18 protein-coding genes are annotated in these 18273 nt (G+C 71.5%); 12 read left to right on the forward strand and 6 right to left on the reverse strand.

From position 1 onward, the window contains the following. The first annotated feature begins 21 nt into the window (after positions 1 to 21). Genes CA983_RS09485 through CA983_RS09495 form a run of 3 tightly spaced genes read left to right on the forward strand, consistent with a single transcriptional unit; the run spans position 22 to position 5184 of the window. Positions 22 to 2847 (forward strand): AAA family ATPase, encoded by a 2826-nt coding sequence (locus CA983_RS09485; RefSeq protein ID WP_086600429.1) that lies wholly within the window; start codon positions 22 to 24, stop codon positions 2845 to 2847. Positions 2848 to 2860: 13 nt separating this feature from the next. Next, positions 2861 to 4198: a CHAT domain-containing protein gene (locus CA983_RS09490; RefSeq protein ID WP_086600430.1), complete on the forward strand. Its 1338-nt coding sequence runs from the start codon at positions 2861 to 2863 to the stop codon at positions 4196 to 4198. Then, positions 4195 to 5184, forward strand: a complete 990-nt coding sequence (locus CA983_RS09495) for an alpha/beta hydrolase family protein (RefSeq protein WP_107500212.1) — start codon at positions 4195 to 4197, stop codon at positions 5182 to 5184. Before CA983_RS09490 ends, CA983_RS09495 begins: the two co-directional genes overlap by 4 nt. Positions 5185 to 5234: 50 nt before the next feature. Here CA983_RS09495 and CA983_RS09500 read toward each other — a convergent pair whose 3' ends face one another. Both CA983_RS09500 and mca read right to left on the reverse strand, forming a co-directional pair. Further along, entirely contained in the window at positions 5235 to 5510 is a 276-nt protein-coding gene (locus tag CA983_RS09500) for a hypothetical protein (protein WP_086600431.1), read from the reverse strand. After that, positions 5503 to 6384: a mycothiol conjugate amidase Mca gene (gene mca, locus CA983_RS09505; RefSeq protein ID WP_086600432.1), complete on the reverse strand. Its 882-nt coding sequence runs from the start codon at positions 6382 to 6384 to the stop codon at positions 5503 to 5505. The genes CA983_RS09500 and mca overlap by 8 nt, the downstream gene beginning before the upstream one ends. A gap of 147 nt (positions 6385 to 6531) precedes the next feature. Between mca and CA983_RS09510 the strand changes: the two genes are divergently transcribed. Further along, complete coding sequence (locus tag CA983_RS09510; protein WP_086600433.1) at positions 6532 to 6930, forward strand: DUF4307 domain-containing protein; 399 nt, start codon at positions 6532 to 6534, stop codon at positions 6928 to 6930. Between the two features lie 179 nt (positions 6931 to 7109). After that, positions 7110 to 7607 (forward strand): transcription elongation factor GreA, encoded by a 498-nt coding sequence (gene greA, locus CA983_RS09515; RefSeq protein WP_086559539.1) that lies wholly within the window; start codon positions 7110 to 7112, stop codon positions 7605 to 7607. Positions 7608 to 7665: 58 nt separating this feature from the next. Here the strand turns inward: greA and CA983_RS09520 are convergent, their stop codons facing one another. From CA983_RS09520 to ilvA, 3 genes are all read right to left on the reverse strand, one after another. Continuing rightward, a complete protein-coding gene (locus CA983_RS09520) occupies positions 7666 to 8523 on the reverse strand; it encodes an ABC transporter permease (protein WP_086600434.1) in 858 nt (285 codons plus the stop codon). Next, the gene (locus CA983_RS09525) at positions 8520 to 9506 is read right to left on the reverse strand and encodes an ATP-binding cassette domain-containing protein (protein WP_086600435.1); all 987 of its coding nucleotides are present in this window, start codon (positions 9504 to 9506) and stop codon (positions 8520 to 8522) included. The genes CA983_RS09520 and CA983_RS09525 overlap by 4 nt, the downstream gene beginning before the upstream one ends. Before the next feature lie 150 nt (positions 9507 to 9656). Continuing rightward, positions 9657 to 10886, reverse strand: coding sequence for a threonine ammonia-lyase (gene ilvA, locus CA983_RS09530; RefSeq protein WP_086600436.1), 1230 nt, complete (start codon positions 10884 to 10886; stop codon positions 9657 to 9659). A 163-nt stretch (positions 10887 to 11049) separates the two neighbouring features. On the opposite strand from ilvA, the gene CA983_RS09535 reads away from it, so the two are divergent. The 3 genes from CA983_RS09535 to CA983_RS09545 all read left to right on the forward strand — a co-directional run bounded on the left by CA983_RS09535 (position 11050) and on the right by CA983_RS09545 (position 12776). Then, positions 11050 to 11556, forward strand: coding sequence for a MarR family winged helix-turn-helix transcriptional regulator (locus CA983_RS09535; RefSeq protein WP_174523215.1), 507 nt, complete (start codon positions 11050 to 11052; stop codon positions 11554 to 11556). 394 nt (positions 11557 to 11950) lie between these two features. Next, complete coding sequence (locus tag CA983_RS09540) at positions 11951 to 12454, forward strand: sigma factor-like helix-turn-helix DNA-binding protein (protein ID WP_086600437.1); 504 nt, start codon at positions 11951 to 11953, stop codon at positions 12452 to 12454. Positions 12455 to 12524: 70 nt separating this feature from the next. Further along, entirely contained in the window at positions 12525 to 12776 is a 252-nt protein-coding gene (locus CA983_RS09545; RefSeq protein ID WP_086600438.1) for a hypothetical protein, read from the forward strand. A 15-nt stretch (positions 12777 to 12791) separates the two neighbouring features. Here CA983_RS09545 and CA983_RS09550 read toward each other — a convergent pair whose 3' ends face one another. Next, positions 12792 to 13946 (reverse strand): cystathionine gamma-synthase, encoded by a 1155-nt coding sequence (locus tag CA983_RS09550; protein WP_086600439.1) that lies wholly within the window; start codon positions 13944 to 13946, stop codon positions 12792 to 12794. Positions 13947 to 14121: 175 nt separating this feature from the next. On the opposite strand from CA983_RS09550, the gene CA983_RS09555 reads away from it, so the two are divergent. From CA983_RS09555 to CA983_RS09570, 4 genes are all read left to right on the forward strand, one after another. Further along, a complete protein-coding gene (locus tag CA983_RS09555; RefSeq protein WP_086600440.1) occupies positions 14122 to 15243 on the forward strand; it encodes a hypothetical protein in 1122 nt (373 codons plus the stop codon). 585 nt (positions 15244 to 15828) lie between these two features. After that, positions 15829 to 16497 carry a peptide-methionine (S)-S-oxide reductase MsrA gene (msrA, locus tag CA983_RS09560; RefSeq protein WP_086600441.1) on the forward strand — a complete coding sequence of 223 codons (669 nt, stop codon included), beginning with the start codon at positions 15829 to 15831 and terminating at the stop codon, positions 16495 to 16497. Between the two features lie 94 nt (positions 16498 to 16591). Beyond that, on the forward strand, positions 16592 to 17698 hold the full coding sequence (locus CA983_RS09565; protein ID WP_208636925.1) for an AI-2E family transporter: 1107 nt from the start codon (positions 16592 to 16594) through the stop codon (positions 17696 to 17698). A 134-nt stretch (positions 17699 to 17832) separates the two neighbouring features. Continuing rightward, a partial coding sequence (locus CA983_RS09570; protein WP_143645469.1) for a DUF4389 domain-containing protein occupies positions 17833 to 18273 on the forward strand: 441 nt, incomplete at its 3' end.

Below are 18273 nucleotides of genomic sequence, written 5' to 3' on the forward strand. Positions count from 1 at the left end.
GGCAGGTCGACGGGGGAAGCCATGGAACAGCACCTGCGCGGTCCGACACCGCCTCCGGATACAGGGGAGATCGTCGGGCGGCTGAAACAGCTCCAGGAGATCGACGAATGGCTGCGGCAGCACCCACCCGAGCGACCGTCGCCCGATCGCGGCCGCCCGCCCCTGCTGGTGCTGCACGGCCCGGCCGGTATCGGCAAGTCGGCCCTGGCCGCCAGAGCCTGCCGGCGGCACAGCAGCACCACGCACTGGATCACCCTGTACGACGCCACCCGCGCAGACGTGGAGCCGACACTGTTGCGGCTGCTCGGCGAGAGCGGCGCTGCACGCGCCGCCATCGTGCGGGCGGCCGCAGATGACGGCCGTGGCTTTCGGCGTACGCTGCGCCACGAGCTCGCGCAGCGTCTGCGGGGTCGTCTCCTGGTTCTGGACGGAGCGGCACCCCCGGTGGTCCGGGCCCTCATGTCTTTCTTGCGCCACTGTCCCGGCCTGACGGTCCTCGTCACCTCGCGTCGTCGGACCGGTTGGCGCCGCACGGGTGCGAAACTGCTCGCCGTTCCCCCTCTGAGCAACTGGGAGACGTGGCACTTCCTCGCCGGGAACGCCGCGGGGTCGGGGCGCCGCTCACTGGAGCTCTTCTGGCCCGGTGTGGTGCGGGGGCTGCCCCCGCTCGCCCGCGTCGCGCGCGCCCTCATGGCCGACGGGATGCCCCGGCAGTGGGAGCAGCAGGCGGACGAGCCGGGGCCCCGGTGGCTCGTCCGGCTCGCCGTGGCAGGCTGCACGCCCGGCGAGCAGGACATGCTGAGGCGTCTCGCCGAGCAGAACTCCGCGGCACCGTTCACCCTCCGCTCGGTCGAGTCGCTGTACCTGACGGACCAGCACCTGCCCGATGTGCGCTCCCTGCTCGCCGGTCTGGTCGCCCGCGAGCTGGTCCAGCGATGGCACGGCGACGACAGCTACTGCCTCCCGGAACCCGTGGCGGAAGCCGTGCGGCGGCCGGGCCGGCCGGACAGAGCGTCGGCGGCCGTGTGGGCGGGCCGGGTCCTCCAGGACACGGCCGGTCTGCTGGACGGCCGGGCCCGGCCGGACTCCCCCTCAGGGCGGGAGCCCGAACGAGTCGCCCCTCGGGAACTCGTCCCGGACGTCGACGGGTTCATGGCTCTGCTCACCGGCGACCGAGGCTCACGAGCGCAGCAGGACCGCATCGCCGATGGCCTGGCGGTCCTGCTGGGCTTCCTCGGCGACGCGCACCGACTCGTGGCGCTCCACCGCCTGCGCCCCACCCCTCCCGTACGCCGTGCCCTGGGCTCGCTCGCCGCCGACCTCGGCCTGCCGCAGCTCGCCGTGACGCTGTTCGACGCCGGTTCCCGGGTGGGCCCGGACGCCGTTCACCAAAGCGTCGTCCACCACCAGTCGGGCCGACTGGGCGGTGCGCTGGATGTGCTGGAGCCACTGCTCCGGGAGGATGCCGGCCCGCAGGACGGGCACCACAGGGCCTGGGCCTTGACGGTGCTCGGCGCCATCCGGTGTGACCGGGGCGAGGTGGCGGAGGCCGAACAGGCGCTGCTCAGGGCGACCACGCAGCACCGCTCCTCCGGCTGCTGGCGCGGCCTGGGCTGGGCACTGCTGCACAGCGCCCGGGTATGCCTGCTCACCGGGCGGGAAGCGGATGCCGCCCGTCTCCTGGCCGAGGCCGACAAGATGCTTCTCCGGGTCGCCGACACCCGCGGCCGGAACTGGGTCATGACAGAGCGGATCCGGGTCGCACTGCGGCGCGGCGGTTCGGAGGCGGCTCTGGGGCCGGCGTTGCAGGCGAGGCAACAGCACAGGGCGGCCGAGGACGTCCGTGGGATGGCCTGGACGTCCCTGTATCTGGCCCTCGTCCATCTGGAGGAGAACGATCTCCGCAGTGCCTACAGGGAGTTGCGCACCGCCGAGACGTACTTCCTGGAATGCGGTGACGAACTGGGCAGCGCCTGGGCGAAGCACCGGATCGCTCTCCTCCCGCTCGCCGACAGCCGGAACCTCTCCGCGCCCCCTCTGGTCTCGCTGGGCCCCGCCTGGGACCTGTTCGTGGAGATCGGCTGCCCGCTCGGGACCGCCTGGACCGAGCTGGAGATGGCGGCCCGTCGCCAGCCGTCCGAGCTCACGCTGCCCCTGCTGTCGATGGCGTGGGAAGGCTTCCGGGCCCTGGGCGATGTATCCGGCCAGACATGGGCGGCCGCCGTCGAGGGCCTGGTGCGGAAGCACCTGGCCCTGGGCGGGCCGCGGACGGCCAAGGCCTTCACTGCCTCCGTACCGCACGACATCCCGAACCGGGAACAACTGGTACGGGAGCTCACGTGGTTCTGGGAGGGCGAGGGCGAGCCGGGGGGCCGGGGCATCCCGTTCCGCGCACGGGACACGGTCGTCGTGCGCGACACCAGCCCGGGCTTCCTCGATCTGCCCGGCCCGGCCGCCCCCCGCTGTCACGTCCGCGTCACCCTGCTCGACGACACCCCCGGCGAGGACACGACCGCCCGTCTGCTGCTGCGGGTCTCCCCGGAGAACGGCCATCCCTGGGCCGCCTCGGCAGGCGACCGGCCCTGGCTGACCGTGACGGCCGTGCCGCTCACCCGGGCCTCCGTCGACCCCGCCAGCGCTCTGCTGCGGCCCTCGGAACAGGCCGGACACGGAGCCGAGTTCCGCTTCACCGCGCACAGCACCGGCACGCACCGCATCCGCTTCACCATCGCCCTCGAAAGCACCGGGACGGTCCTGCAACAGGTGGAAACAGAACTGGACATCCTCGACCAGGACCGACGCGGCGGGCTGTCCTCCCCCGAGGCCGTCACGCACCGAGGACGCTAGGAACGATCCGCGCATGCCAAGAGAGCTTCACGTACGCGTCGTCCAGGACCCCAGCCGCGGCTTCACCACCCTGCCCGACGCGCTGACCCGGGGGCCGGACATCACGGTGTCCCTTGACGTGCTCGGCGACGACCGGCTCAGGGCGCGGCTGTACGGTCCCGCCGTGCCGTCACTGCACGGCACGGAGCACCGCGTGGACCTGGCGGTGCGTCCGGCCGAGGTGCGCTCCGCCGCGGCCCGGCTGTGCCGGATGTGGAAGGAGGTCCTCGTCGACCACCGTCCCCTGACGGCCGACGGCCGCCCCGTGCCGGGTGAGCCGGAGACGCCGTACGCGTCGCTCGTGGACCTGCGATCCCGCCCGCCGGACGAAGTGGCCACCCTCATGGAGGAACTCGCCCTCGCCGGCTCCGAGTTGCTCTACGGCACCCTGCTGGGCGGCACCGACCCGCGCATCGCCCGCTTCCGCAGCTATCTGACCGAGGCACTGGCCCAGCGCGAGAATCTGCGGGTCCGTTTCGACTCGGACCTGCATCTCCCCTGGCCCATGGTGTGCCTGGAGGCGGAGGACCTGCCGCCCGGCCCCGCGCCTCCTGCGGAGACCCTGTCCGCACTCTTCCGCCGCTTCCTCGGAAACCGTCACCAGATCGAACAGACCGGCGGTGCCTATCCGTGGCTCGTCGGCCTCCGTGACGCGCCCGAGGTGCCGGCGGTCAGCCTGAACCACGACACCCGCGTCGACCGCGCGGGCCGCACCAGGGCCACGGACGTGGCCGCACTCCTCGCCAAGGGCACCCGGTTCGTCGAGCGGTCCACCTGGCGGGAACTGGTGACCGCGCTGGGCCGGCCAGACCTGTGCGAGCAGTTGATGTACTTCTGGTGCCACGGCCGCTTCGCCGCCGACGGACCGCAGCCTCCGTCCCTCGTGCTCAGCCTGACCGACCAGAAGACCATCGACGCACACACGATCCGCGACCGGCGGCGCCGCTTCGGCACCGACCACCCGTTCCAGCCGTTCGTCGTCCTCAACGCCTGCTACGCGGGGCTGCCCGAGGGCAGCGCGGACGCCAGGTTTCTGAGCCGGGCGTTCGTCGACGCCGGGGCGCGGGGCGTACTCGGTCCGCAGATAGAGATACCCCAGGTCTTCGCAGCCGAGTACGCGCTCGAGTTCCTCACCCGCTATCTGCAGGGCTCTCAGACCGCGGGCAGCATCGCCCTGGCCGTGACCCGGTACTTCGCCGAGGAACTGCACAATCCGCTCGGTCTGGCGTACGCCCTTCACCACGGCATGGACACACGGCTGGAACGCGCCCCCTCCCCCAGCTCCGACAGCGATCGGGAGGTACCCGTATGAGGACCGCCGACGCGCCGGTGCGCACGATCGACCTGGGTCCGGACGGCTGGCTGCTGGAGGACACGGCCCGCGGTCCCCGCCCGGTGCCCGCCGACCGTCTGGCCGACCACTTCGCCGAGGAGCTGTCCCCGCCCGCCTGGGCGACGGACCTCCTCGTCTACGTCCACGGCTGGCAGACCAGCCCCGACGCGGCCCTGGTGGCAGTACGCCGCCTGCTGGCCCTCGCCGCGGCCCAGTACGAGCGCCACCGGTCCGCGTACCGGCGGCTACGGCCGTGGCACCCGTGGGCCGTGCTGGTGCGCTGGCCCTCTCGCTCCCTGCCCTCGCTCGGTGGCTACCGGCGCATCCGGGACCGGGCACATTCCATGAGCACGCAGGGCCATGCGGCCCGTGTCATCGGCCGGCTGCTCGGCTATCTGGACGTCCAGCGCGGAGACCCGGCCGCCCCGCCCGTCCTCGTCAACCGCGACGGCCAGTACCTGCACCTGGTCGGGCACTCCTTCGGCTGCCGTTTCCTCTGCGAGGCCGTCCAGTGGGCGGCCGACGAGCCGCTCACCCTGGGCTGGAGCACACCGGAGCCGGCCGGTCGGCCCTTCACGGTGGACTCGATGCTGCTGTTGCAGATGGCGGCTCCGCGCGACACGTTCGCGGCCGGCTTCCCGGCTCTCGCCGAGGCGCCCCTGCGCGGCCCGGTGGTCGCCACGTACTCGCGGTACGACCGCGCCACCGGCTTCTGGCACCTGCGGGCCGAGAAACGGGCGGGCGTCGGCCACGCGGGCATCGGCACGGCACCCGCCCCGGTATCGGCGATCCGGATGCTGCCACCCGCCGAGCCCTACCCCCTCGCCGCGCTCGACCACCGCTTCGTCAGCGTGGACGCGAGCGACGTCTTCGTCCGGGGAAACGGCCCGGCAGGCGCCCACTCCGATCATCTGCGACCGGAGACAGCGCATCTTCTGCTGTCACTGGCCGCCCACGCTCGGTGAGGGCGCACTGCCGTCAGGCGGCCGGCTCCTGTCAGGCGACCGCCGTACGGTCAGCCGTTCGCGGACGGCTTCTTGTCCGTCCCGGCGGCACTCTCCGCGGAGCCTTCCGGCTCTCCCTGCTCGGCCTTGGGATCCGGGGCCTGGGTGAAGTCGACCTTGTTCATGTGGCGGCTCATGGACTTCATCAGGGCCCACACCGCCAGGGCCATCGCCGCGAAGACGATGAAGCCGAGGACGCCGGGGGTGACCTTGTCCTCGTCGACCTCCTGGGCGAAGGTGACGAGGTGCGTCATTGCCAGGCTTGCGCTTGCGCTCATGTCAGGCATTGTCGCGGACGCCCGCGAAGAGGTCGTCCTCGGGGAGGGAGGTATCGACGAGGGACTTCGCCAGCTCGTACTCCTCCGTCGGCCAGACCTCCTTCTGGATCTCCATCGGCACCTGGAACCAGCCGCCGTCCGGGTCGATCTGCGTGGCGTGCGCGATCAGCGCCTTGTCGCGGATCTCGAAGAAGTCGGCGCAGGGGACGTGCGTGGTGAGCGTGCGCTCCTTCATGCCGAACTCCTCCCAGCGCTTGAGCCAGTCCCCGTAGGGCGACTCCATGCCCCGGTCGAGCATCGCCTGGTGCAGTGCCTCGGTGCGGGGGCGGTTGAAACCCTGGTTGTAGTAGAGCTTCTGCGGCTGGTACGCGGGGCCGTACTCGGCCTCCGGGTACTTCTCGGTGTCCGCCGCCGACTCGAACGCCACCATCGAGATCTTGTGGGTCATGATGTGGTCGGGGTGCGGGTAGCCGCCGTTCTCGTCGTAGGTGGTGATCACCTGGGGACGGAAGGCACGGATCTTCCGCACCAGCTCACCGGCCGCGTGGTCGACGTCCTCCAGGGCGAAGCAGCCCTCCGGCAGCGGCGGCAGCGGGTCGCCCTCGGGCAGGCCCGAGTCGACGAAACCGAGCCACTCCTGCTTGACGCCCAGGATCTCCCGGGCCTCGTCCATCTCCTTCTTGCGTACCTCGTGGATGTGCTCCTCGACGTACTTGTCCCCCTGGAGCTTCGGATTGAGGATGGAACCGCGTTCCCCGCCCGTGCAGGTCACGACCAGCACGTCCACCCCCTCGGACACGTACTTGGCCATGGTCGCCGCGCCCTTGCTCGACTCGTCGTCGGGGTGGGCATGAACGGCCATCAGTCGCAACTGGTCAGTCAAGACTCAATCCTCAGTAAGTCGGCGCCCTGTGTGCGTCGGCGCAATCAGCGGCTTCTATAGTGACCGAAACGGGGGGCGAATAATTCCGGGACCGGATCCCGGGCCCGCTCACGGGACGTTCGTCCCGGCCCTGCCTGGAGGACGATCATGAGTACGGCGAGCACGCGACTGCCCGAGGGACGTTACGGCCGTTCCTCGGACGAGCGCGCCGACCGCACGCTCAAGATCGTCGGCGCCGTCCTCGCGGCGGCGCTGCTGGGGCTCGTCGGCTGGTTCGGCTACCACTACGTCGCCCAGAGCGAGATCAGCGCCGAGGTGATCAGCTTCGAGCCGGGCAAGGAGTCCGTGCAGGTGCACCTGGAGGTCCGCAAGGACGCCGGCACCGACGGCTACTGCACCGTGCGCTCGCAGGCCGAGAACGGTGCCGAGGTCGGCCGGGCCGATTTCCGCTTCGACGGGGACGCCACCCGCATCGACAAGGTCGTCACGCTCCGTACGACCTCCCCGGGGACGACGGCCGAGCTGCTGGGCTGCCACACCGGCTGAGACCGCGCCGGAGTCACCTGCAATACGTAGCGCCTGACCTGCGTTGACGTGAAACTGGTGGCATATGTCCTCCCCCTTCCGCCCCTGAATTGTTAGGCTCGTGGTTTCGCCCATCCGTGAAGGAACATGCTTCTGGGTAGGGCGATGCTTTGTATTCCCAGTACCTACGAGGAGCACCTGTGACCCAGACCAGCGAGAACGTCACCTGGCTGACCCAGGAGGCGTACAACAAGCTCAAGGCTGAGCTTGAGTACCTTACTGGTCCCGCGCGGGCTGAGATCTCCGCGAAGATCGCCGCCGCGCGCGAGGAGGGCGACCTGCGTGAGAACGGCGGGTACCACGCAGCCAAGGAGGAGCAGGGCAAGCAGGAACTCCGTGTGCGCCAGCTCACCCAGCTCCTCGAGAACGCCAAGGTCGGCGAGGCGCCCGCGGCGGACGGTGCCGTGGCGCCCGGCATGGTCGTCACGATCGCGTTCGACGGTGACGAGGACGACACGCTGACGTTCCTGCTCGCCTCGCGCGAGTACGCGAGCGCCGACATCGAGACGTACTCCCCGCAGTCCCCGCTGGGCACCGGCGTGATCGGCCACAAGGTCGGCGAGGACGCGCAGTACGAGCTCCCGAACGGCAAGAAGGCCTCGGTGAAGATCCTCAAGGCCGAGCCGTACGAAGGCTGAACCACCCAGGTCGACGTCTTGATCCGCCCCCGGCGCCCTCCCGGTGCCGGGGGCGCTGTCATGCCGTCGCGGACCGGTACTTGCGCACCGCCAGCGTCCGGAAGACGACCAGGATCAGGATCGAGTAGATCAGCGAGGCCCAGACGGGGTGCTGCATGGGCCAGGCGTCCGACTGCGACTGGCCCGGGTTGCCGAACAGCACGCGGCAGGCCTGGACCGTGGCGCTGAAGGGATTCCACTCGGCGATGTGGCGCAGCCACGGGGTCATGTGGCTGGTGTCCACGAACGCGTTCGAGATGAACGTGACCGGGAAGAGCCAGATCAGCCCGCTGGACGTGGCCGCCTCCGGGGTCCGGACGGACATGCCGATCAGGGCGCCGATCCAGGTGAACGCGTAGCCGAGCAGGAGCAGCAGGCCGAAGGCCCCGAGCACCTTGCCGAGGTTGGTGTCGCCGTCCGACCCGACGCGCCAGCCGACCAGGAGGGCGACGACCGCGAGGACGACCAGGGTGAGGGCCGTCTGCACGGAGTCGGCGAGGGTACGTCCGGTGAGGACCGCGCCGCGCGCCATGGGCAGGGAGCGGAAGCGGTCGATGAGGCCCTTGTGCATGTCGTCGGCGATACCGGCGCCGGAGCTGGCGGTGGCGAACGTGACGGTCTGCGCGAAGATGCCCGCCATCAGGAAGTTCTTGTAGTCGACGGCGCTGGTGCTGCTGCCGATCTGCATGGAACCGCCGAAGACGTAGGTGAACAGCACCACGAACATGATCGGCTGGATCAGCCCGTAGATGATCATCTCCGGGATCCGGGACATGCGGATCAGGTTGCGTTTCGCGACGACCATCGAGTCGCGGATGGACTGGCTGACCGGGTTCGCGGCCGGCGCGACCCGCACGGTGTCGGTGACGGCGCTCACTTCACGGCCTCCTTGTCGGTCCCGTCGTTCTCTTCGTTCTTCGCCTCGGCCACGTGTCCCGTCAGGGACAGGAAGACGTCGTCGAGGGTCGGCCGGCGCAGGCCGATGTCGTCGATCTCGATGCCCCGGTTGTCCAGTTCGCGGATGACCTCGGCGAGGAGCTTGGCGCCGCCGGTCACCTGCGCGGTGAGCTTGCGCATGTGCTCCTCGACCGTGGTGTCGCCCTTGCCGAAGCCGGCGAGCACCTCGGCGGCGGCCTGGATGTGCTCGCGCTCGTGCACCACGACCTCGACGCGCTCGCCGCCGGTGCGGGCCTTGAGCTGGTCGGAGGTGCCCTTGGCGATGACCTTGCCGTGGTCGACCACCGCGATGTCGTGTGCCAGGTGGTCGGCCTCTTCCAGGTACTGCGTGGTCAGCAGCAGCGTCGTGCCGCCGGAGACCAGTTGCTTGATGACCTCCCACAGCTGCTGGCGGTTGCGGGGGTCGAGGCCGGTCGTCGGCTCGTCCATGAACATCACGGGCGGCGAGACGACGAGGGCCGCCGCGAGGTCGAGCCGGCGGCGCATGCCTCCGGAGTAGGTCTTGGTGGGGCGGTCGGCCGCGTCCGCGAGGTGGAACTGCTCCAGCAGCTCGGCCGCGCGCTCCTTCGCCGCCTTGGCCCTCATCTGGTAGAGCTGGCCGACCATCTGGAGGTTCTCGCGGCCGGTCAGGTACTCGTCGACGGCCGCGAACTGGCCGGACAGGCCGATGGAGCGGCGGACGGCGTCGGGCTGTTCGAGCACGTCGATGCCCGCGACGACCGCCCGCCCGCTGTCGGGGCGCAGCAGGGTGGTCAGGCAGCGGACGGTGGTCGTCTTGCCCGCGCCGTTCGGCCCGAGCAGGCCCAGGACCGTGCCCTCGGGCACGTCGAGGTCGACGCCGTCCAAGGCCCTTACGTCACCGAAGGTCTTGACCAGACCTTCGGCATAGATGGCGCCTGGCATAAAAGTCTCCACGTCTTCGGGGATCGCCGGACAGGGTGGATCAGGTTTCGCACGAACACACCATAACGCGATGTATCGCGTCTCTCAACGAGGTTTTCCGCGTTGCGCTTCATGCGACGAAAGGATCTTGAACCCGGCCCCCGGAGGCGGTCAGCCCATGACCGTGTAGCCCGCCTCGCGCAGCGCCTGGCCCACCTCGGCGCAGTGCGCCGGGCCCTTCGTCTCCAGGTGCAGCTCGACCTCCGCCTCCGTGAGCCCGAGCCGTGGGTCGGTTCGTACGTGGCTCACATCGAGGACGTTAGCGTCGACCACTGACAACACGCCCAGAAGTGTGGCCAGAGCGCCGGGCCGGTCCGTCAGCCGCAGCCGGACGGCCAGGTAGCGGCCCTGCGCGGCCATGCCGTGCCGCAGCACCCGCTGCATCAGCACCGGGTCGACATTGCCGCCGGACAGCACCGCGACGACCGGCCCCTCGAAGGAGCCGGGCCGGCTCAGCAGCGCCGCGACCGGGCTCGCCCCGGCCGGCTCCACGACCAGCTTGGCCCGCTCCAGGCACAGCAGCAGCGCGGCGGACAGCTCGTCCTCACTGACCGTGCGCACCTCGTCGACCAGCTCGCCGACGATCCCGAACGGCACGTCGCCGGGCCGCCCGACCTTGATGCCGTCGGCCATCGTCGCCGGATTCTCGACCGAGACGGGCCGGCCCGCCGCCAGCGAGGGCGGGTAGGCCGCCGCGCCCGCCGCCTGGACGCCGATGATCTTCAGGTCGGGCCGCAGGGCCTTCACCGACACCGCGATCCCGGCGGCCAGTCCGCCGCCGCCGATGCCGACGACGATCGTGCGCGCCTCCGGGCACTGCTCCAGGATCTCCAGGCCGACCGTGCCCTGGCCCGCGATGATGTCGGGGTGGTCGAAGGGGTGGATGAACACCGCGCCCGTCTCCGCCGCGTACTCCTGCGCGGCGGCCAGCGTCTCGTCGACCACCTGGCCGTGCAGCCGCACCTCGGCCCCGTAGTCCCGGGTGGCGCTGACCTTGGGCAGCGGGGCGCCCTTCGGCATGAACACCGTCGAGCGCACGCCGAGCAGCGCGGACGCCAGGGCGACGCCCTGCGCGTGGTTGCCGGCGCTCGCGGCGACGACACCGGCGGCGCGCTCCTCGGGTAGCAGACCCGCGATCCGTACGTAGGCGCCGCGCAGCTTGAACGAACCCGTCCGCTGGAGGTTCTCGCACTTGAGATGCACCGGCGCGCCGACCATCTGGGACAGGTGCCTGCTGCCCTCCATCGCGGTCACCCGCGCCACGCCCGAGAGCATCTTCTGGGCGCCGCGCACGTCGTCGAGGGTGACGGGCCGCAAGGAGTCAGCCGTGCTGTAGCTCATGACTCCAGCATCGCAGTTCACGAGCGGGAACGGCCGTTGTGACCAACCTCCGAGACCCGCTTTGCGCAGCCCCGGTACGGCCCGCGCCCCGGCCGCGTACCCTGTCCCCCAATCAGCCAGCCCTCCACGAAGTGAGCCCCCGGCCATGCCCACAACACCTGAAATGTCGATGGACATGACGACCGTCGGTGACACCGGTCTTCTCGACACCCTCCAGCACGAGGTGGCGGTGTTCGCCCGCCGTGCCGAACAGACCCGTCTCGGCGGGGTCGGGCAGGTGCGCAACTCCATGGACCGCGCCGCGTACCTGCTGCTCAACCGTCTCGACAAGGAAGGCCCGATGGGCGTCAAGGCCCTCGCCGCGAGCATGGGGATCGACTCCTCGACGGTCACCCGGCAGGTCGCTCCGCTCGTCGACACCGGCCTGGTCAAGCGCACGTCGCACCCCGAGGACGGGCGGGCGGTGGTGCTCCAACTGTCCCCGCGCGGGCAGGCGCGGCTGGAGGAAGTGCGCTCGTCCCGGCGGCAGTTGATGGCCGAGCTGACCGAGGACTGGGAGCCGGAGGAGCGCGAGGCGTTCTGCTCGCTGCTCACGCGCTTCAACAGCGCGCTGTCCGCCCGGATGGCGGTGTCGGGGCTGCCGGGGCCGGAGGCGCAGTCGCCGTCATAACAGACGTGCGGCATAAGAGACGTGCGGCATAAGAGGCGCGCGGCATCAGAGGCGCGCGGCATCAGAGACGCATGACGCGCCGTTCGCTCTTCGGGGGCGCCCGTACGACTCGCTCTCCGGGGCGCCCGTACGACGCGTGCCCGCCACGCGCGCGTGGCGGACGGAGGGGCGGGCGCGAGCTCGTGTGGCGGTGGTCGGCCGGGCCCGGGCGGGGCTCCTGGCCACGGGGCCGCCCGCGCCGGCCGGGTCATCCGCCGTCCCGACCCGGTGCGCGGCTCTTGACCGCGGGGCCGCCCCTGGCCTGATATGAGACCGGGTCCCCGTCGTACGCGGCCGTCGCGCCCGTACCCGGCCGGGACCGCATCCTCAGAGTCGCCGTCGGGCGGGAGGCGCGGTGCGACAACGGCATGCGTCCCAGGAAACCCGGCGAGCCCGGGAGTTCGAGGCGTTCGTCGCGGGCGCGGCCGGGCGGCTGCTGCACGCCGCGACCCTGCTCACCGCGGAGGCCCCGGACGACAACCCGCGCGCGCGACGCCTGCTGACCCTGTCGCTGGCGCACACGTACGCGTGCTGGGACCGGCTGCGCGGCGAGGATCCGTACGACCGCACGCGGCAGTACCTGGCCACCCGCTTCGCGCGCGGCGCGTGGCACCACCACGGCGGTCTCGGCCGCTCCCGACCGCACCCGGCGAGTCCCCTGGCCCCGCTCACCCCGCAGGAGCGGCTGATCCTGGTGCTCAGGCTCTACGAAGGCGTCGCCGAGGAGCAGGCGGCGGCCCTGCTCGGCCTGTCCGCGGAGCGCGTACGGGCCATCTGCCACCGGGCGACGACGGCCCTGCTGCACCGCTCGCGGGGACCGGCACCGGCAGCGACGGCCAAGAAGGCGGTGCCCTCATGAGCCCTCCGGGCCGGAAACCTCTCGGCGAGCCCGGCAACGCAGAGCGCCCTTCCGGCGAACGGAGGCGGGTATGAGCGGGAGCGACCGCGAGGCGGCCGCTCGGCGGCTGCTGGAGCAGACGTCGTCGCGGTCCGTGCCGCCCGAGATCCACGCGGAGGCGGTGCGCCGGGGCGCCCGCATGCTGCGGCGCAGGGCGGTCGCGCGGCGCCTGTTGTGGCTGCTGATGTTCGCGGCTGCCGTGGGGTTCACGGTGTGGGCGCTGACGGCCCGCCCGTGGGTGGAGCCGCCGTCGGACACGACTCCACCCCTCACCAGCTGGTGACCCCGCCGGGGCGTCCTAGCCGAGCGCTTGCTGAAGGTCTTCCAGCAGATCGTCGGCGTTCTCGATGCCGACGGACAGGCGCACCAGGTCGCCGGGCACCTCCAGGAGCGAACCGGCCGCGGAGGCGTGCGTCATCCGGCCGGGGTGCTCGATCAGCGACTCGACGCCGCCCAGGGACTCGCCCAGCGTGAACACCTTGGCGCGGTTGCAGATCTCGACGGCGGCCTCCTCGCCGCCCGCCACACGGAAGGAGACCATGCCGCCGAACGACTTCATCTGCTTGGCGGCGACCTCGTGCCCGGGGTGCTCCGGCAGGCCCGGGTACAGGACGCTCGTCACGCGCGCGTGCCGGGTGAGCATGTCGGCGACCTTGGCGGCGTTCTCACTGTGCCGGTCCATGCGCACCGCGAGCGTCTTGGTGCCGCGCAGCACCAGCCAGGAGTCGAAGGGCCCGGCGACCGCGCCCATGGCGTTCTGGTGGAAGGCCAGCTCCTCGCCCAGGTCCGGGTCGTCGGTGATCAGCGCGCCGCCGACGACGTCCGAGTGACCGCCCATGTACTTGGTCAGGGAGTGCACGACGACGTCCGCGCCGAGCGAGAGCGGCTGCTGGAGGTAGGGCGTGGCGAAGGTGTTGTCGACGACGAGGCGGGCGCCCGCGTCCCGGGCGACCTGGGCGACGGCGGCGATGTCCGTGATGCCGAGGAGCGGGTTGGAGGGGGTCTCCACCCACACGGCCTTGGTCTTCGGGGTGATGGCGGCCCGTACCGCGGCCGGATCGCTGGTGTCGGCGACCGACCACTCCACGCCCCAGCGGGCGACGACCTTGGCGAACAGGCGGAACGTGCCGCCGTAGGCGTCGTTGGGGATGACCACGTGGTCGCCGGGGCTGAGCAGCGTACGCAGCAGGCAGTCCTCGGCCGCCAGCCCGGACGCGAACGCGAGACCGCGGCGGCCGCCCTCCAGGGCGGCGAGGTTCTCCTCCAGCGCGGTCCTGGTCGGGTTGGCGCTGCGGCTGTACTCGTAGCCGCCGCGCAGGCCGCCGACGCCGTCCTGCTTGTAGGTCGAGACCTGGTAGATCGGCGGGACGACCGCGCCCGTCAGGGGGTCGGCGGTGTTGCCCGCGTGGATCGCGAGCGTCTCGAAGTGCTGACTGATGTGCCTGTCGCTCATGGGCACCGAGGGTAGTGCGCCGACGCGATGAGTGCGGGGGGACGAGGCGACACGGGCGCCGGAGCCGGGTTTTCCACAGGCGGTGGGCACGGCGGCGGGTGCGGCTCGGCCGGGTTTTCCACAGGTTCGGGGACCAGGTTGGCCAATTGTCGGCGCGGTCTGGTTCGCTTGTTGCATGGAGATTCTCTGGGTCCTGATCGCACTGGTCATGCTGGGCTTCGTGCTGCTTCCCTTCCTGCGGCGCAGGCGCGGTGCCGCGATCGGGCTGGTCTCGCCCGACCACCCGGACGCCGCGGACCCGGCGAACTACGGCTTCGTCCGCGAGGAGGAGCTGGACATCCGCATGCCCGGCCCCGACCAGGACCTGCTGGACGTCCTGGACGTGGTGCAGCGCACGCAGGACTACCGCGCGGCGCAGCAGCTCCTTGCGGGCACGGAGACGGAGGGCGAGCGCCGCTGGCAGCGCGTGCAGGCCTTCGCAGGTGCGGCCTCGCTGGAGCTCTCCCAGCGGCCCGGCGGGGTGAGCGAGGCGCCGGGCGGGCAGTGGCTGCGGGTGTGGCGGGCCGAGGCGCCCAAGGACGCGGGCGGGGCCGCGGTGCACGCCGAGTTTCTGGTGCAGCAGGCATGGCGTACGGCGACGCCCGGGACGGACGAGTTCCGGATCATCATGGAGGAGGCGAAGGCGGCGTGCGGCGACGCGGCGCTGCTGGCTCCCGGCGATCCGATCCCCTACATCGTCGAGCTGTCGGTGGCCCGCGGGCTGGGCTACTCCCAGAAGGACTTCGAGCAGGTCTGGCTGAAGATCCTGGACCGGGCCCCGGCCCACATGGGAGCGCACCTGGCCGCGCTGCACTACTGGTGCGAGAAGTGGCACGGCTCGCGTGAGCTGGCGTACGAGTTCGCGGAGGCCGCGGCGGCCCGCGCGCCCAAGGGCTCCCTCCTGGCGGCGATGCCCCTCTTCGCGGTGTTCGAGCACCTCCCCGAGGTGACCCTGGTCAGCAGCTTCTGGCAGACCGAGGTCGTCACGAAGGCGGTCCACGGCGCGCTGCACGCGGTGCACTCGGCCCGCCCCGACGACCCGATGCTGGCGCACGTGCGGCACATGCTGGTCTTCTTCCTGGTCCGCAGCGAGCGCTGGGCGGAGGCCATGAACCAGCTGGTGCACATCGACGGCCATGTCGGCGCCCTGCCCTGGACCCTGTCCGCCGACCCGGCGGCGGAGTTCGCGGTGTACCGGGCCCTGGCGGTGGCAGGCTACGAGGCGAACGGCGGCAGCCCGGCGAGCCTGCCGCAGTGAGACGCGGGCCCCGGCCCCGCCCGGAGACGCCGACCCCGGCCGCCCCGGGAGCGCCCGGCGCCCGGGGAACGCGGCTCCCACCGCGCGAGGCACGAGCTCCAGCGGCCGGGGCGGGGGCCCGGTGGCCTAAGTCGCCGACTCCGGCGGCCAAACACCGGCTCCAGCGTCCTAGGCGCATGCACCAACCGCCCGAGACACCGAGCCGGCTGCCGGGGAAAACGCGGGAACTGGCCGCCCAGGACATCCGCCGGGCGGCGGCACGGGCTCCAGCCGCCCGGGACTCGTGCCCGGCCACCGCCCGAGGCGCCGACTCCGGCCACCCGAACACCGCCTCCAGCCGCCCGAGGCGCAGGCACCCGCCGCGCGAGGCGGCTCCCCGGTCGCCCGAGAGGCGGCCTCGGCCGCCCGACACAGGCCCCGGTCACCCGAAACCATCGCCCCCGGCCACCGGAAACACCGGCTCCAGCCGCCCGAGGCGTGGCGCCCCGGCCGACCCGGGGTGCGGCCTGCCCGGAATTCCCTCCGGCCCCCGCACGTTGAACGTGGCGTCGCCCCGCGTGGGTGTCGTGCCCGATTGGAGAGCGCATGTTCCTGCACAGCCGTACGCCCCAGCTGCCGACCCCCGAGCAGGCGCTGCCCGGCCGCTCGGAGCCGGCGTTCACGGTCCCCGACCGCCACACCGTCCTCGGCAACCCGCTGCTCGGCCCCTACCCCGAGGGCCTGGAGACCGCCGACTTCGGCCTGGGCTGCTTCTGGGGCGCCGAGCGCAAGTTCTGGCAGCTCCCGGCAGGGGTGTGGACGACCCTGGTCGGCTACCAGGGCGGTTACACGGAGAACCCCACGTACGAGGAGGTCTGCTCGGGCCTGACGGGCCACACGGAGGTCGTCCGCGTGGTCTACGACCCGAAGCTGATCTCGTACGAGCACCTCCTGAAGACGTTCTGGGAGTCCCACGACCCCACGCAGGGCTTCCGCCAGGGCAACGACGTGGGCACGCAGTACCGCTCGGCGATCTACACCCACACCCCCGAGCAGGCGGCCACCGCCAAGTCCTCCCGCGAGTCCTACCAGAAGGTCCTCGCCTCTTCCGGCTACGGCGACATCACCACGGAGATCGTCCCGGCGGAGGGCCGCCCGTTCTACCCGGCGGAGGGCTACCACCAGCAGTACCTGGACAAGAACCCGGCGGGTTACTGCGGCATCGGCGGCACGGGCGTGTCCTGCCCGATCGGCGTGGCCAAGGCCGACGGGTGAGCGTCGGCCACTGACGCGCGCGACAGCAGTGAACAACGGGACCGCTGGTACCCATGGGGCGCGGTGGCAATAGGGTGCCTCCGTGACTGCGCCCTTGAGTTCCGCCAAGACCCGTGACGCGCTCCGGATATCGGCCCGTGTGTCCGCAGAGCTGCTGCTGGTGCTTGTGATGCTGGCAGTGGCTCTGTGGCTGCTGGGCCGGATGTGGTCGGTTGTCTGGCCGCTCGTCGTCGGGTTGCTGCTGACCACGCTGACCTGGCCCGCAGCCCGTTTCCTGCGCCGCCGCGGGTGGCCGCCCGCGCTCGCCGCGTCGGTCGTGACCGTGCTGTTCCTGCTGGTCTCCGCGGGTGTCGTGGCGCTGATCGCCGTGCCCGTGGCGTCCCAGTCCGGTCAGCTGACCGACGGCGTGGTCGAGGGCATCCAGAAGATGCGCGAGTGGGCCGCCGGGCCGCCGCTGAACATCGGTGACGCCCAGATCAACAAGGCCTTCGACACCGCGGTCACCCGCGCTCAGGAGGGCGTCGGCAGCATGGTCGGCGCTGTCGTCACGGGCGTGAGCACCGTGGTGAACGGCCTGGTCACCGCCGTTCTCGCCCTCTTCCTGATGTTCTTCTTCCTCAAGGACGGCCCGCGGTTCCTGCCGTGGCTCTCCCGTCAGCTGCCCGGCCGGCTCGCCGCCGACGTCCCGACCGTGTTCGAGCGCGGCTGGAACACGCTGGGCGCCTTCGTCCGCTCCCAGGCGGCCGTCGGCCTGCTCGACGCCGTCCTGATCGGCCTGGGCCTGTGGATCCTGGGCGTACCGCTGGTGCTCCCGCTGGCGGTGCTGACCTTCGTGTCCGCGTTCGTGCCGATCATCGGCGCCCTGTTCGCAGGTTTTGTCGCGGTCCTCATCGCGCTCGTCTCCAACGGCCTGACGGACGCGCTGATCGTGCTGGCCATCATCGTCGTGGTGCAGCAGCTCGAGGGCAATGTGTTCCAGCCCATGATCCAGAGCCGGGGGCTCGGCCTGCACGCGGCCGTGGTGCTGCTGGCGGTGACACTGGGCGGCAACCTGGCCGGCATCGTGGGCAGTCTGCTGGCCGTACCCGTCGCCGCGCTGATCGCGGTGGTCTGGAACTACGTGCGCGAGCAGCTCACCGATCCCCCGCAGGAACCGGACAGCACCGACGAGCCGGACAACGCCGCCCCCGTACCGTCGTAACGGTCGCGGACGCGCGAGTCCCGGACACACGAACGGTCCCGTACACACGAGCGGTCCAGGACGCGCGAACGGCCCTGCCAGGTCGCGGGGCTCCCTCTCGCTTGCGAGCCTGCAAGCGAAGGGAGTTCCGCCCCATGGTTCCTGTCACCGCGTCGCCCGTACGTCTGGAGGCGTCCGTCGACGCCCGGTTGTCCCGATGGCTGTGGCTGGTGAAGTGGCTGCTCGCCATCCCGCACTACATCGTGCTGTGCTTCTTGTGGATCGCGTTCGCCCTCGTCAGCGTGGTCGCGTTCTTCGCGATTCTCTTCACCGCCCGGTACCCCCGGGCCCTCTTCGACTTCAACGTCGGCGTGCTGCGGTGGAACTGGCGGGTCACCTACTACGCCCACACCGCGCTCGGCACCGACCGCTACCCGCCGTTCACCCTGTCCGACGTGCCCGACTATCCGGCCCACTTCGACGTCGCCTACCCCGAGCGGCTCTCGCGCGGACTGGTGCTGGTCAAGTGGTGGCTGCTGGCGATCCCGCAGTACATCGTCGTCACGATGTTCGTGGGCGGTAGCTGGGGGTGGGGC

Origin of the sequence: Streptomyces swartbergensis (assembly GCF_002148965.1) — a bacterium.
Classification (GTDB): Bacteria; Actinomycetota; Actinomycetes; order Streptomycetales; family Streptomycetaceae; genus Streptomyces; species Streptomyces swartbergensis.